At 35.8% G+C, this 15,526-nt stretch carries 15 protein-coding genes; all 15 read left to right on the plus strand.

Annotation, left to right across the window (positions count from 1 at the left end; translation table 11 throughout):
* The first annotated feature begins 209 nt into the window (after positions 1-209).
* The 15 genes from cmk to MWH25_RS06315 all read left to right on the plus strand — a co-directional run bounded on the left by cmk (position 210) and on the right by MWH25_RS06315 (position 15,425).
* Positions 210-905 (plus strand): (d)CMP kinase, encoded by a 696-nt coding sequence (gene cmk, locus MWH25_RS06245; RefSeq protein ID WP_248626788.1) that lies wholly within the window; start codon positions 210-212, stop codon positions 903-905.
* Between the two features lie 28 nt (positions 906-933).
* Positions 934-2,673, plus strand: a complete 1,740-nt coding sequence (locus MWH25_RS06250) for a sensor histidine kinase (protein WP_248626789.1) — start codon at positions 934-936, stop codon at positions 2,671-2,673.
* Positions 2,648-3,436, plus strand: a complete 789-nt coding sequence (locus tag MWH25_RS06255; RefSeq protein WP_248626790.1) for a LytR/AlgR family response regulator transcription factor — start codon at positions 2,648-2,650, stop codon at positions 3,434-3,436. Before MWH25_RS06250 ends, MWH25_RS06255 begins: the two co-directional genes overlap by 26 nt.
* Positions 3,437-3,666: 230 nt before the next feature.
* A complete protein-coding gene (locus MWH25_RS06260) occupies positions 3,667-5,088 on the plus strand; it encodes a carbon starvation CstA family protein (RefSeq protein ID WP_248626791.1) in 1,422 nt (473 codons plus the stop codon).
* Between the two features lie 129 nt (positions 5,089-5,217).
* A complete protein-coding gene (locus MWH25_RS06265) occupies positions 5,218-5,964 on the plus strand; it encodes a DUF3153 domain-containing protein (protein ID WP_248626792.1) in 747 nt (248 codons plus the stop codon).
* 146 nt (positions 5,965-6,110) lie between these two features.
* The gene (locus MWH25_RS06270; RefSeq protein WP_248626820.1) at positions 6,111-6,734 is read left to right on the plus strand and encodes a hypothetical protein; all 624 of its coding nucleotides are present in this window, start codon (positions 6,111-6,113) and stop codon (positions 6,732-6,734) included.
* Positions 6,735-6,915: 181 nt separating this feature from the next.
* Positions 6,916-7,203: an OadG family protein gene (locus MWH25_RS06275; RefSeq protein WP_248626793.1), complete on the plus strand. Its 288-nt coding sequence runs from the start codon at positions 6,916-6,918 to the stop codon at positions 7,201-7,203.
* A 100-nt stretch (positions 7,204-7,303) separates the two neighbouring features.
* A complete protein-coding gene (locus MWH25_RS06280) occupies positions 7,304-7,645 on the plus strand; it encodes a biotin/lipoyl-containing protein (RefSeq protein ID WP_248626794.1) in 342 nt (113 codons plus the stop codon).
* A 59-nt stretch (positions 7,646-7,704) separates the two neighbouring features.
* Positions 7,705-8,814: a sodium ion-translocating decarboxylase subunit beta gene (locus tag MWH25_RS06285; protein ID WP_248626795.1), complete on the plus strand. Its 1,110-nt coding sequence runs from the start codon at positions 7,705-7,707 to the stop codon at positions 8,812-8,814.
* Between the two features lie 401 nt (positions 8,815-9,215).
* Complete coding sequence (locus MWH25_RS06290; protein ID WP_248626796.1) at positions 9,216-9,983, plus strand: LamB/YcsF family protein; 768 nt, start codon at positions 9,216-9,218, stop codon at positions 9,981-9,983.
* Between the two features lie 18 nt (positions 9,984-10,001).
* A complete protein-coding gene (locus MWH25_RS06295; protein WP_248626797.1) occupies positions 10,002-10,793 on the plus strand; it encodes a putative hydro-lyase in 792 nt (263 codons plus the stop codon).
* 29 nt (positions 10,794-10,822) lie between these two features.
* Positions 10,823-12,046 (plus strand): Nramp family divalent metal transporter, encoded by a 1,224-nt coding sequence (locus tag MWH25_RS06300; protein WP_248626798.1) that lies wholly within the window; start codon positions 10,823-10,825, stop codon positions 12,044-12,046.
* Positions 12,047-12,516: 470 nt separating this feature from the next.
* Positions 12,517-13,254, plus strand: a complete 738-nt coding sequence (gene pxpB / locus MWH25_RS06305; protein WP_248626799.1) for a 5-oxoprolinase subunit PxpB — start codon at positions 12,517-12,519, stop codon at positions 13,252-13,254.
* A 160-nt stretch (positions 13,255-13,414) separates the two neighbouring features.
* Positions 13,415-14,443 (plus strand): 5-oxoprolinase subunit C family protein, encoded by a 1,029-nt coding sequence (locus MWH25_RS06310; RefSeq protein WP_248626800.1) that lies wholly within the window; start codon positions 13,415-13,417, stop codon positions 14,441-14,443.
* Positions 14,444-14,933: 490 nt separating this feature from the next.
* Positions 14,934-15,425: a hypothetical protein gene (locus tag MWH25_RS06315; protein ID WP_248626801.1), complete on the plus strand. Its 492-nt coding sequence runs from the start codon at positions 14,934-14,936 to the stop codon at positions 15,423-15,425.
* The last annotated feature ends 101 nt before the right edge of the window (positions 15,426-15,526 follow it).

Genomic DNA, 15,526 nt, shown 5'->3' on the forward strand with positions numbered 1-15,526 from the left:
CGTCCCTACAGGTCTTTGTCAAGACCTTTCGTGAAAACCATAGAAACCATATCAACTGTAAACTGTACATTGATATATAGTGGCAAAGTGCCACTATATATCAATATTATGTAAATTAATTGAAGTTTGGCTAATGGTTAATTATAATAGTTAAAGAAAGCAGGAAAATAAGGTTGTTGACTTGAAGTAAATAGAGGGTACAAATTTAAATGGAGGAAAGGGTTGATATTATAATGGAATTAGAGAAGCAATTAGTAATAGCAATTGACGGGCCAGCAGGAGCAGGTAAGAGTACGGTTGCCAAATTGGTAGCTAAACGTTTAGGATATATTTACATAGATACGGGAGCTATGTATCGGGCATTGACGCTTAAGGCATTAGAGGAAGGTATTGATTTAGAATCTGAAGCTGATTTAGCTGAGTTAGCTCAGAATACCGAAATTAAATTTATTAAAGCAGGAGCAGAAGATAGAGTAGTAATTGATGGACTAGATAAGACTGAAGAGATCAGGGCCAACAAGGTAAGCAATAATGTTTCAATAGTTGCTAAGGTGGCAGCAGTAAGAAAAGAGTTGGTGAGAATTCAGCGGGGATTAGCTCAAGCTGGTGGAGTTGTAATGGATGGGCGTGATATTGGAACGGTTGTCTTGCCTGAAGCTGCTCTTAAGATTTTCTTGAATGCTACTGTAGAGGAGAGAACGAAACGTCGTTATCAGGACTTGCAGCAAAAGGGAGAAAATGTTGATTTTGAACAGTTAAAAGAAGAGATTATTAGACGGGATGAGCTTGATCGTAATCGAGATGTTGCTCCATTAAAGAAAGCAGATGATGCTATCGAAATCGATACAACTGCTCTTGAAATTGAAGAAGTCGTGAATAGAATACTAGAATTTTGTAAATCATAAATTATTATTTTAATAGAGGAAGATGAAAATGAATGAAACAATTTTTGAACTTTTATTTATCTTGATTAAAGGTATGTCAGTAGTAGCAGTTTTTGCTTATTTGTTAGGAATGCAAACAGATCTTTTTAAGCGATTAATTTCTCGACGAGCAAAAATTAAAACTAAGTTGATTTTAGGAATCTTTTTTGGGTTGTTGTCATTAATAGGAACATATTTAGGTGTTCATATTTTAGATGCTTATGCTAATATTAGAGCTATTGGTGCTATTGTTGGAGGGGTGATAGGCGGGCCAACTGTTGGAATTGTAGCTGGCTTTATAGGCGGGTTGCATCGTTATTTATTAGGAGGTTTTACTGCTTTTGCTTGTGGATTAGCTACTTTTCTTTATGGAATTATTGGAGGGGTTATTTATTACTATCGTCCACTAAATAAAATTACTTTAAAGGAAAGTTTTATATTAGGAATTTTAGTAATAATTTTTGAAATGATTTTAGTTTTATTATTTAGCCGTCCTTATTCTTTAGCTTATGAATTGGTAACAATCATCACTATTCCAATGGCTTTGAGTAATGCTTTAGGAATTGTTTTGTTTGTTAGTATTTTGCATAATAGTATAAAAAAAGAAGAACAGTTAAAAGCAATTCAATCCTATAAAGCATTAAAAATAGCTAATAAGACGTTAACTTATTTACAGCATGGATTAGATTATGATTCAGCTCAAGAAACTGCTAAGATTATTTTAGCAGAAACAGAAGTAGCTGCAGTTTCCATTACAGATCAAGAGATGGTGTTGGCCCATTGTGGATTAAGTGAAGATCATCATCAAAGTGGTCAAAAAATTTTAACTACAGCTACTAAGGAAGCACTAATTAATAAAAAGTTGGTAATAGTAACTGAGCAAGATGAGATTGGTTGTCCAGTAGAAAGTTGTAGTTTACAATCAGCAGTGATTGCTCCTTTAAATAGAGGCGAAGAAGTGATTGGAGCCTTAAAGCTATATAAGGCAGCTCCAGAAAAAATCAGTAATTTAGATATTGAATTGGCTAGAGGGATTGCTGAGTTATTATCAAATCAGTTACACATCTCCTCTTTAGAAAAAGAAGCTCAATTGACTACTGAAGCTGAACTTAAAGCCTTACAAGCTCAAATTCACCCTCATTTTTTATTTAATACTTTGAATACAATTATTTCTTTTTGCCGGACAGATCCTGAGCAAGCAAAGGAGTTATTATTAAAGCTATCTAATTTTTTTCGGAAGACATTAAAGCAAAGTAGTAAATTAGTTACATTAAAACAAGAATTAGAAGATACATTGGATTATATTACGATTGAAAAGGCGAGATTTGGTTCTAGATTAAAGATATTAACCAATATTTCCGATGAACTTTTCTGCTATAAATTACCAAGTTTTACGTTGCAGCCAATTGTGGAAAACGCCTTAAAGCATGGTATTTCATCACAGGCTGGAATTGGTAAGATTAAGATTGAAGCACTAAAGGATAAAGAAGAATTGATAATTAAGGTTAGTGATAATGGAGTAGGAATTTCTGAAGCAAAGCTAGAGCAACTTCTGCAGATGAATCAACAGAATATTGATTCTGGAATTGGTTTAAATAATGTAAATCAGAGGTTGAAAAAGATCTATGGTTCAGAATATGGACTTGCTATTGAGAGTGAAGTAGATGAAGGAACTACTGTGAGTATTAAACTGCCGCTTTGTAAAGGAAAGGGGCTATTGAACGATGAAATTAAGAACAGTAATTGTTGAAGATGAATTTCCAGCACGAAATGAATTAGCTTATCTATTAGAGGGGATTAAAGAGGTTGAGTTAATAGGAGAGGCAATAGATGGAGAGGAAGCACTGAAGTTAATTAAAGGTAAAAAGCCTGATTTAGTCTTATTAGATATTCAATTACCGAGTAAAAGTGGTTTAGAAGTGGCTCAAGAGATTCAAAACTGGTCAATTAAGCCAATCATTATTTTTATAACCGCTTATGATCAGTATGCAATTGATGCTTTTAAAGTTAATGCAATTGATTATTTATTGAAGCCTTATGATCAAGAACGGTTATTAGAAACTATTAAACGGGCTAAAAATAATTATTTGACTTCTGATTATGAAGAAGTAGAAAATAAATTGGAAACATTTCTTACTAAATTAGAAATGGATGACCAATTTGACTTAGAACCTAAAATCAAGAAGTTACCAGTAGAAACTGGTCGAGAGAGAATTAAGTTAATTCCTTATCAGGAATTGATAGTTTTATATACTAAAGGTGGAGATGTTTATGCTAAGACTTATGATCGAGAGTATAAGGTTAGATTGAATTTGAGTCAACTGGAGGAAAAATTAAAAGATGATAACTTTTTGCGAATTCATCGTAGTTATCTAATTAACTTAGAAGAGATTAAAGAGATTATTCCTTGGTTTAAAGGAAAATATCAAGTGGTAATGTCTGATCAAGGAGCAATGAAGGTTCCAGTCAGTCGTTCTAAGGTTAAGATTTTAAAGAAAATATTTGATCTCTAGTAATTAAGAGTTTTTAATAAAAATGGCCTAACGGCCATTTTTTCTTTTGAATAAGTTTTAAATGAAGTTCAGACTTAAATAATGTAATTGGAGTTTTATTTTCTACAGTCTAGACTTAATATCTTACTTTTATGAGTCTCTAATATATAATTAAATTACAAAATAACAATGAGATTATAAGATTATAAAAGATGTTAATGATATTACAAATATTTTAAGGAGGCTGTAAAATGATATCTTTCTTTGGTTCTTTAATGGCATTAATTATCGGTTATATTATTTATGGTACGATTGTAGATCGAATATTTGGAGTAGATGAGGAGCAAGAAACTCCAGCTATTAGATTAGAAGATGGTGTAGATTATATTAAATTACCCTGGGGTCGGATTTTTTTGATTCAATTTTTAAATATTGCTGGATTAGGGCCAATCTTTGGTGCAATAGCAGGAGCTTTATGGGGGCCAGTAGCATTTTTGTGGATTGTGCTAGGTTCTATCTTTGCAGGAGGAGTTCATGATTATTTAGCAGGAATGTTATCTGTTCGTAATGATGGAGCCAGCATTTCTGAGATTGTCGGAGAATATTTAGGTGAAGGTGCTCGAAAATTCATGAGAGTATTCTCGATTGTCTTATTAGTATTGGTAGGAACAGTATTTATGACTGGTCCAGCTGCTTTATTGGTTGAAATGACTGGTTTAAGTCTTAATGTTTTAGTGATTATTATTTTAGCATATTACTTCTTAGCTACTATCTTACCAGTTGATAAGATTATTGCTAAATTTTATCCAGTATTGGGTGCTTCATTATTAATTATGGCTGCTGGAGTTGGTGGGGGACTAGTTTTTGGGGATTATCAGATTCCAGAAATAACTTTAACTAATTTACATCCAGAGTCAGCATCATTGTGGCCATTATTATTTGTAACAATAGCTTGTGGGGCAATTAGTGGATTTCATGCTACCCAATCACCATTGATGGCTCGTTGTTTAGGGAATGAGAAGCAAGGACGAAAGGTGTTCTATGGTTCCATGATTGCTGAAGGTGTAGTTGCTTTAATCTGGGCTGCAGCAGCAATGACCTTTTTTGGTGGTACTGGAGAGTTAAGTTCTGCTTTAGCAAATTTAGGAGGTCCAGCTGGAGTTGTAAAGGAGATCAGTGATAGTATGCTAGGAGTAACTGGTGGTATTTTGGCTATGTTAGGTGTTGTAGCGTTACCAATTAGTTCTGGTGATACTGCTTTTCGTAGTGCACGATTAATATTAGCAGATTCTTTAGAGTTAGAACAATCAGATGCTAAAAATAGATATAAGTTAGCTATTCCGCTATTTACAGTAGGTGCTGTCTTATCACAAATGGATTTTGCTATTATTTGGAGATATTTTGCGTGGTCAAATCAAACATTAGCAATGGTTGCATTATGGGCTGGAGCAGCATATTTGATTCAGCATGATCGTTTTCACTGGATAGCTACTATTCCAGCAACATTTATGACAGCTGTCTCTGTCTCATATATTTTAGTAGCTCCAGAAGGATTCAGTTTGTCTAGTTCTATTGGAACAATCGGTGGAGTTTTAGCAGCAATTATAGCGTTATTTGTATTCTTTACAAAACAAAATTCTAGTAATAGATTAGAAGCTGAAGTTAAAATTTAAGAAAATAGAAATTTTGTTTGAGAAAAAAGAGAACCCTAGGGTTCTCTTTTTAGTTATTTTTAGAAAGAAGAGACATAAATTTAATATTAAAGAGATAAATTAGCAAAGGTTTTATTAGGGGGGGAGCTAATGGTAAAAAGAAAGTTTATCTTATTAATAGTAGGTTTATTGTCTATTATATTATTAACAGGATGTATGAAGTTAAGGAGTAATGTTCTGCTTAATAAGGATGGCAGTGGGCAAATCGAATATATTTTGGGAGTGGAATCAAGCTTTTATGCACTTGGTGGTCAGGAAGTGAGTAACCTTTTTATTGAACTAGAAGATCTAGCTTTAGAGAAGGGGTATGGGGTGGACACCTTCGATGATGGAGAGTATATGGGGTTAATTGTTAGTAGAGAGGTAGCCGATTTAGCAAGTTATGAAAGAGAGTTAGGACTATTTGGTGAGATTGAAGAGAAATCTGAAGCAGGATTGATAGAGATAGATGATGTCTTATCACTAGTGGGTATTGAAGAAGAAAGTTCATTTCTAACAACTACTTATAAATATGATAAGCTACTTGATTTAGAAGAATTAGCATGGGAAGAAGATACACCGGTTAATCATTTTTTTAGTGCTGCTATGTTACAAGAGATGGATTTAGGTTTAGAATTGAATTTACCAGTGAAAGTGTCAAAGAGCAATGCAACGGAAATAAAAGAGGATGGAAAGAGATTAATTTGGGAATTAGTCTTAGGGGAAGAGAATCAGATTTATTTTGAGTTAAGAATCTTAAAGTTACATAGGTTAGTAATTGTTTTATTAGTGGTTGTTGGTGTTGGATTGATAGCAACTGTATTTAGGAAGAATCTAATTTCTTTAATCAGGGGTTAATTAATAGAGAAGGGGTTGATTATTTAGTTAAGTTAGGGAAGAGGTTATATTTAATAGGAGGGATTATAGTTAGAGAAAAAGAACATAAAGAGATTCCATTTCTGATCACTATTTCTTATTTGCTTTCATTTTTGGCGATCAGGGTGATGGTATTGATAGCAGGTTCGGCGGAAAGTGAATTTGCTGAGGTAGCAAAGCAGGGAGGAGTACCTGAAGTTGATTTTTATATTGGCCGTAATATAATCCTTTTTGGCCATCATATTCATCACTTTTATTTTGGTATTTTTTTAATTGCCTTTGCTGGTTGGGTATCTCTAGTAGGTTTTTCATTTTTAACTAGAAAACAGACAGCATTATTATATGGAACAGGTTTAGGATTATTTATGGATGAGATTGGTTTGTTATTGACTTGGGGGGATTATTACTCCAGCTTGACTTACTTATTGAGTCTCTTTTTGATCGGTGTCTTCTTAAATATTATCTTTTTTCCTTATTTTTGGAAAGAGGTTAGAAATAATATCTTGCAGTCTAATGCTCATTCACTTACTTGGAATACATTATTAAATTATACTAATTTTGTAAAGGTGGCTGATACTTTGAGTGAAAAAACTGGTAAGACTGAACGAGCCAGTTTGATTTTTACTGGGATTGTTTATTTATTTGTTGGAGGATTAATCTTATTATACCCTCAGTTTGTCTATTATTGGGTTGCTGCTGTTTTTTTCATCCAAGGGGTTTCATCATTAGTAGGAGCTTGGCAGAAAGATTAGTTCAGGTTTATTAAAGAAGTTGGTATGTTCTTAATTGGATATATCAATTTCTTTTTTTGTTCGAGTAAACTCGAAGTAGTTTTTCTTGACAAGAGATGTAATAAAATATATAATATATCTAACATAATGCTTACATGAGAGAGGAATAATATGATTTTTTTCGTGGGATAGGGGTGATGTTATGGAAAGGTTTGGATTAGGCTTGCAGATTAGCTTAACTGGGGTTTTAATTGTCAGTTTGGCTTTGGCCAGTATTCCTTTGCTTGTCAAGATAATAGAGTTTGTTGTAGTCAAGCTAGGATTAAATGGAAGGGCTGCAACAAAGCAAGTTAAGAAGTTAGAAAATGATCAAACCTGTTCAAATCATGAATTAACGGAAGGTGAGCTTGTCGCTATTTGTGCGGCAATCCATACTTATTTAAGTGATGAGGAGCAGGAATATGAGATCAGATCGATAACTGAAATATAATAATTAAGTTTAGGGCTAAGGTGAGGCTAAGTCAATTATTTATAATACAAGAACTTGGTTTCTGCTTAAACTCAAACTTAAACTTAGCTGGAGGTATCAGATGCGTAAATTCAAAGTTAAGGTTAATAATAAAGAATATTTGGTAGAGGTAGAAGAAGTTGATCGGAAAGAAGCTGAAACTTTTGGGGGAGAAGAAGTTAGAGGTGACGACCCGAAGAAGAGTAGTGGTCGAGCTGAAATAATAAGCCCCTTGGCTGGAGTGGTCAATCAGATCTTGCTGACTGAAGGTCAAGCAGTTGAGAGTAATCAGTTGATTATAATCTTAGAAGCGATGAAGATGGAGCATGAGATTAGGGTTGATAGTGCAGGAACTATTAGGGCTATTAATGTTGCAGAAGGTGAGACAGTAGAAGCAGGAGATACGTTAATGGTAGTTGAGTAGAGCAATTTCAGTTATAAGAAAATATGATGAGTGGTCAATTGAAATGAGGGGTGGATAGATTGAATTCTTTACTAGTTGATTTTTTGTTTTCAACAGGATATGTAGAGTTAGATTATCGTTATTTAATTATGATCGGGATTGCTTTGGTTTTGTTTTATTTAGCAATTGTAAAAGAGTATGAACCTTTATTATTAGTTCCAATGTCCTTTGGTTTGTTATTAGCTAATTTGCCAGTAGCAGGTCTAATGGAAGAAGGGGGACTGTTATATTACTTATATTATGGGATAAAATTAGGGGTTTATCCACCTTTGATATTTTTAGGAGTAGGAGCGTTGACTGATTTTGGCCCTTTAATTGCCAACCCTAAGACTGCATTATTGGGAGCGGCTGCTCAATTTGGGATCTTTGGTACAATGTTAGGGGCTATTGCGTTAGGGTTTTCAATGCCAGAGGCCAGCTCGATTGGAATTATTGGAGGGGCAGACGGGCCAACAGCTATCTTTATGGCGTCTAGGTTGGCCCCTCATTTGTTAGGTTCGATTGCTATTGCAGCTTATTCTTATATGGCATTGGTGCCGATTATTCAGCCGCCGATTATGAAGCTGTTGACTACTAAAGAGGAACGTCAGATTGAGATGAAGCAGTTAAGGGAGGTTTCTAAGGCTGAAAAGATATTATTTCCTATAGTGATTATTATAGTTATGGGATTATTATTACCTGCAGCTACTCCGCTATTAGGGATGTTGATGTTTGGTAATTTAATGAGAGAGTGTGGGGTTGTAGAGCGGCTCTTAAAGACGAGCCAAAATGAATTACTTAATATAGTGACTATTTTATTGGGGTTGACGGTAGGGGCGACAGCTAGTGCTGATCAATTTTTAACGGTTGATACGATTCAAATTATTCTGTTGGGATTAGTTGCGTTTGCAATTGGAACAGCAACTGGGACTTTATTTGGAAAGTTAATGGCTAAATTGACTGCTGGAGAGATCAATCCATTGATCGGTTCAGCTGGAGTGTCAGCGGTGCCCATGTCAGCTAGAGTTGTACAAGCTGTCGGCCAAGAAGAGAATCCTCAAAATTATCTGTTGATGCACGCCATGGGGCCAAATGTAGCGGGAGTGATTGGTTCGGCTGTTGCAGCAGGGGTTCTGTTAGCGTTGGTTTAAATAATGTGGCACTTTTGTGCCACATTATAGTTGATAGTTTACGGTTTACAGTTTACAGTTAAGATCAAAATTCAAAATTTTAAAACCCATGAAAAGACTTAGAATTATAGGTTTAAAGTGGTTTTGATTTTAAGGTTTTCCTTCGGGTTCTTTGAACCCTTCGTGATGAAAAAATCTGCTCTTAGATTTTTTCTATCTACTGTCAACCGTCCCTACAGGTCTTTGTCAAGACCTTTCGTGAAAACCATAGAAACCATATCAACTGTAAACTGTACACTGATATAAAGTGGCAAAGTGCCACTTTATATCAATTGAGTATTACTTTGATTTTAAGGAGTTGATCTTTAACTATTAATTATCAATTGTACATTGTCAATTGCTTTTAACAGGGGGTTATATAAATGTGTCGAGTTGATCTGAATAGTGATATTGGTGAAAGTTTTGGTAATTATAAGTTGGGTCTGGACGAAGAAGTAGCTAAGTATATCACCTCAGCTAATATTGCCTGTGGCTGGCATGCTGGTGACCCAGTGGTGATGGAGCAGACGGTCAAAATTGCTAAAGAAAATGGGGTGCAGATAGGAGCACACCCTGGTTTACCAGATTTGATTGGTTTTGGTAGACGAAAGATGGATCTTACTCCTACAGAAGCAAAGGCTTATATCAAGTATCAGTTGGGGGCATTGGTAGCATTTGCTCAAGGGAGAGATGTTAAGGTGGAACATCTTAAGCCACATGGCGCTCTGTATAATATGGCTGCTGGAGATAAGGAGTTGGCCGAGGCAATTGCAGAAGCAGTTTATGAGGTCGATCAAAACATTATTTTGGTGGGATTAGCTAATAGTCAATTAGTCGAGGCTGGTCTGGTTAAAGGGTTAAAGGTTGCTAATGAAGTTTTTGCTGATAGGGCTTATAATTGTGATGGAACTTTGGTCTCTCGGAGAAAGGAAGGAGCAGTTATCCATGATCCACAGTTAGCAGTTAAGAGAATAATCAAAATGGTTAAAGAGCAGAAAGTAACTACGATTACAGGAGAGGAAATAGAGATTAAAGCGGATACAATCTGTCTGCATGGTGATAATCCGCAAGCAGTTGAGTTGGCCCGTGAAATTAAAGAAGGATTGGAAGAAGAAGGTGTTGAAGTTACAGCAATGTCTCAATTTTTATAATCGAAGGAGGAGAATAGTTTGAAAGGATCAAACCAGTTGTTACCACAAGAGTTTCGAGAAGAGATTAGAAAGGGTAGTTTTAAAAAGCATACATCTGGATTCTGTTCTGGATTTGCTCAAGCTAACTTAGTGGTATTGCCTCACAAGCTAGCTTTTGATTTTATGTTGTTTGCCCAGCGGAATCCTAAGCCTTGTCCGATTTTAGATGTGACGGATGTAGGTGATTATGAACCACGATTGGTTGCCCCGGGAGCAGATATCAGATCTGATCTACCTAAGTATAAGGTCTATGAAGATGGAAAAGTGGTAACTGAGGTATCTAATATAGAAAGCTATTGGCGTGATGATTTTGTAGCTTTCTTATTAGGGTGTAGCTTTAGCTTTGAATCTGCATTATTAGAAGCTGATATTCCAATTAGGCATATTGAAGCGGGTACTAATGTTCCAATGTATATTACTAATTTGCAGTGTGAAGAAGCTGGAGCTTTCAGTGGACCAATGGTTGTCAGTATGCGTCCTATACCACGCCGGTTGATAGTTAAAGCAGTGCAGGTTACTTCAAGGTTTCCTGCTGTTCATGGTGCTCCAGTTCAAATAGGAAATCCAGTAGGGATTGGAATTAATGAGCTTGAGCAACCTGATTTTGGTGATCCACCTGAGATTAAAGAAGGAGATGTACCTGTTTTTTGGGCTTGTGGTGTTACTCCTCAAGTTGCGGCAAGGGAAGCTAAACCAGAAATTATGATTACACATTCGCCTGGATGTATGTTTATAACAGATGTTAAGGATGAAGAGTTAGCAGGTTTATAATAAATTTCAAAAATACTAGGAGGAATAAGATGAATTTAGTAGATAAGATCAAAAATATTGGACCTGGGGCATTGGTCGCAGCTGCGTTTATTGGTCCAGGGACTGTAACTACTGCAACAGTAACAGGTGCAGATTATGGTTATGTATTACTATGGGCTATGGTATTCTCTATTTTTTCCACTATAGTATTACAAGAGATGTCAATGCGATTAGGAGTTATTTCAAATGAAGGACTGGGTGAAGCCCTAAGAGGTGAGTTTGAAAATCCACTCATGAAAGGATTAAGTATCTTTTTAGTAGTAGCAGCTATCGGTATTGGTAGTGCTGCCTTTGAAACAGGTAATATCTTAGGTGGGGCAATGGGTTTAGAAACCATAACTAATATAAGTGCTAATATCTGGGGACCAATAATTGGTCTAGTAGCACTTGTTATCTTATGGTTAGGAAGTTACAAAGTAGTTGAGAGAATTTTAGTAGGGTTAGTAATTGTCATGAGTATCTCTTTTATAGCAACAGCTATTATTATAAGACCTAATATAGGGGCGATTATTACTGGAATGTTCATTCCGAGCATACCAGAAGATGGAGGATTGACTATGGCTGTAGCATTGATTGGTACTACAGTAGTCCCTTATAATCTATTCTTACATGCTTCATCAGTTCAGGAACGATGGGATAAACCTGAAGATTTAAAAGAAGCTAGATTTGATACTATCTTTTCGATCATCCTTGGTGGGGCTATTTCTATGTCAATTATTGTCACTGCTGCGGCTACCTTCCATAGTACAGGGGTTCAGATTCAGGATGCTGGGGAGATGGCATTACAGCTCGAACCATTATTTGGTACATGGGCTAGATGGTTCTTCTCAATTGGACTCTTTGCTGCTGGTTTTTCATCTGCAGTAACGGCTCCTTTGGCAGCAGCCTATGCAACATCAGGAGCTTTAGGTTGGGAAAAGGATATGGATTCTAAGAAGTTTAGAGCAATCTGGTTGTTAGTCTTATTAGTTGGAATAATCGGTTCTAGCCTTGGTACCTCACCGATTCAGGTAATTGTCTTTGCTCAGGCGGCTAATGGTATCTTATTGCCGATCTCAGCTATCTATTTAGTATGGGTGATGAATAATAAAGATAGGTTAGGAGAGTATGTTAATACAAAGTTTAATAATCTATTAGGAACTATTGTAATTCTAGTAGCAATAATGTTAGGTGCACGGTCTTTATTATCTGTGTTTGAGGCTTTACTAGGTTAGTGATTAAAAAATAAGTGCCCTCTTGAGGGCACTTATTTTTGTTGGGGAATCAAGGAAATTGATAATTTGATCTTTAATGGATTCACTTTGTACTTAATTATATCATAATTGACAATTGACAGAATGTACAATGGACAATTAAAGTTTTTTATGCCCTTGGTTTTAAGGATTTGAAGCCTTTAACTGTTTGAGTCTTCTCAGCTAAAAGAAAATATTAGAAGACAAAAAATTATTAGTAGGATACTTTGCAAATATTGATGGGTTTAGTGTTTTGAATGTGTGATTTTGAATTTCCTACGGGTCTTAAAAAAATAAGACCCTTTGTGAAAACCATATCCACTGTCAATTGTACATTGTAAATTGTATACTAAGACGGGGGTGTAGAGAAATTTAGTTATCTGCGAAGCATTGTATTAACAGGCTTTAATTTAGCTGAGAGCATTGTATGTTTGTTTAGGGGGAGGAGAATAATGTATAATCAAGTTAGATACTTAGATGCAGGAGATAGAGGATTGGTAGTTGAGCTAGGTAATCAAATTTCTGAAGAGATAAATAGAAAAATAAGAAATCTTACTTTAGCAATTGATACGAAGGAGATAGAAGGAGTTGAGGAGGTAATACCTACTTACAGGTCATTGTTGGTAAATTATGATCCTTTAACAATAAGGCGTGAGCTATTGATAGAAAAGTTAAAGAAGTTGGAAGAGAATATAGAAGAGGTTGAATTACCTCAACCGAAGTTAGTCAAGATTCCAACATTGTATGGTGGAGAAGAGGGAGCAGATTTAGAGCATGTAGCTCAAGTTAATAAATTGACAGAAGAAGAGGTAATTGAGCTTCATTCTAAACCGAAATATTTAATTTATATGTTAGGCTTTACGCCTGGCTTTGTCTATCTAGGAGGTTTAGCGAAGAAGATAGCTACTCCTCGCTTGCAAGAACCAAGAACTAAAATTCCAGCTGGAAGTGTGGGGATTGCTGATAATCAGACAGGGGTTTATCCGATTGAAAGCCCTGGTGGATGGCAGTTGATAGGTAGGACACCTGTCAAATTATTTGCTCCTTATCGTGAGCGACCGATCTTACAGGGGATAGAGAGTGGTAATTATATCAAGTTTGAACCGATAGATAAGCAAGAATATCAAAGGATAGTTATTGCAGTGGATAATGGTAATTATCAGGTTGAGATTGAGGAGATTAATGTTTAAGGGGGATTACAAAATAGTGTCAGTGTCTGTCGTGTCAGTAAAAAAACAAGTTCAAAGTCTTTATGATTTAAAGGGGTTAGCGGGTTTGAATTTTACTGACACAGACACGAACCACTGACACATAATATCAATAAAGTGTTAGATTAGGAGGTTGGAGTAAATGGGGAAGTTAAAGACTTTAGAGGCCGGGCCAATGACAACGATTCAGGATCTAGGAAGATTTGGCTATATGAAGTATGGAATGCCTATTGCAGGAGCTGTCGATCGGTATGCTTTCAGGATTGCTAATATATTAGTAGGTAATCCAGAAGATGAAGCAGCGATTGAAGCGACATTCTTAGGGCCAACAATTCAGTTTAAAGCGGAAGCAGTTATTGCGATTACTGGAGGAGAGATGAAGCCTGAGCTTGATGGTAAAGAGATTCCTATGTGGCAAGCAGTGAAGGTAAGTAAGGATAGTAGGTTATCCCTTAATAGAGTAGAAAAAGGTTTGAGAAGCTATATTGCAATTCGAGGTGGGATAGATCTTCCAGAGGTAATGGGCAGTAAGTCGACTTATTTGCGAGGAAAGTTGGGTGGTTTTAAAGGAAGGAAATTGCAGCAGGGAGATGAACTTAGCTTTCCTGAGGTTAAGGAAGGGGAGAATTTCTGTTTAAATAGAAAGATTCCAGAAGATTTATTGGAAGATTATCTAGATGATCGGGAAGTTAGGGTGATTGTTGGCCCGCAGGATGATTACTTTACTGAAGAGAGCTTAAAGACTTTTTTTGCTAGTGAATATCAACTGACCAATCAATCAGATCGGATGGGGTGTAGATTAGCTGGGCCAACTTTAGAACATACTACTGGAGCTGATATTATTTCAGACGGAATAGTATTAGGAGCGATTCAGGTGCCTGGTGATGGTCAGCCGATTATTATGTTGGCTGATCGCCAAACAACTGGAGGTTATGCTAAACTAGCAAATGTAATCAGTGTTGATCTACCTAAAGTGGCCCAAGCTAAACCAGGGGATAAACTGAACTTTAAGCAGATAGGAGTTGTAGAGGCTCAGCAGGAATTGAAGAAACAGGAAGAGAGAATAGCCCAGCTTAAAGAATGGCTTACTGGTACAGCTAACAAGAAGATTAAATACTTTAAGATTAGGGTTGATGGCAATTCATTTGAGGTAGAGGTGGAGGAGATATAAAAGAGCAGTGAATAATGAATAGTTGGAAAAGCATTGAATATTTTATTTAATAGTTAATATTGAATAATGTGAAAACCTAAAATCAAATGTACAATGTACAATTTACAATATACAGTTAAAAACCAGGGATAGAGAGTAATAAAAAAATCTAAGAGTGGATTTTTCCATCACGAGGGTTCGAAGAACCCGGAGGGAGAAGTAAAGAATAAATGTATAATGTAGAATGTAGAATTGACAATTTACAATTAAAGAATTAAGTGATTAAAGCGATAGAAAAACCGTTAATAGGAAATTGCAATTTTAAAGCAACAGTTATCAGTGGCTCACTCCGTAAGATAGTATTTTTAGTATTGGATAATTATAACAAGAAGGTAATCAAGATTTAATATTGAATATTTAATAGTGGATGACATAAAGGTAGTTGAGATGTAATAATTAATACTAAACAACTAAAAACCAGGAAATCAACTATTGAAAGGAGCAAATAATGATGAAAAAAGATTTTTTGATCTTGTTATTAGTAGGCTGTCTAATTACTTTTTCACAGACTGCATGGGCTTTAAGCGGGCCAACTGTAAGAGCAGAGCAAGGTTCAATGACTGCAATGTTAATCAGTGACAATGGTTTCAGTTTGGGTGGGGAGTATGGTTTGAACTCTGAGTTAGGATTGACAGCAAAGGTAGGAACATCCTTTGATCGGTTAGGAATTAAGTATCAGCTTGATAATAACCTTGCACTTTTAGCAGGTGTGGCTGGTAGTGATCCTTTCGTTGGAATTAATGGTCAGCGGGGGTTGAGTAATGAGGTGCTAGGAATTTATGAATTGAACCTAACTACACGACGGGGTGATTTATCAGTGCTCTATGATGTAGGAGTTAGCACCAGTTTAAATCACAATCTTGATTTACGGGCTGGTTTTATCGGTCGTTTAGATGAGCGCAGTTCGATTAATCTACAGTTAGGAGTGGGACACCGGTTTTAGTTCAATTAATATTGAATATTTAATAGTGAATAGTTAAAAACTAAAAATTAAAAGCTGGAACCACTAATCTACACTAATTAAAAAAAGTGTCAGTGTTTGTA

Source organism: Natroniella acetigena, from assembly GCF_023227745.1.
GTDB lineage: Bacteria > Bacillota > Halanaerobiia > Halobacteroidales > Halobacteroidaceae > Natroniella > Natroniella acetigena.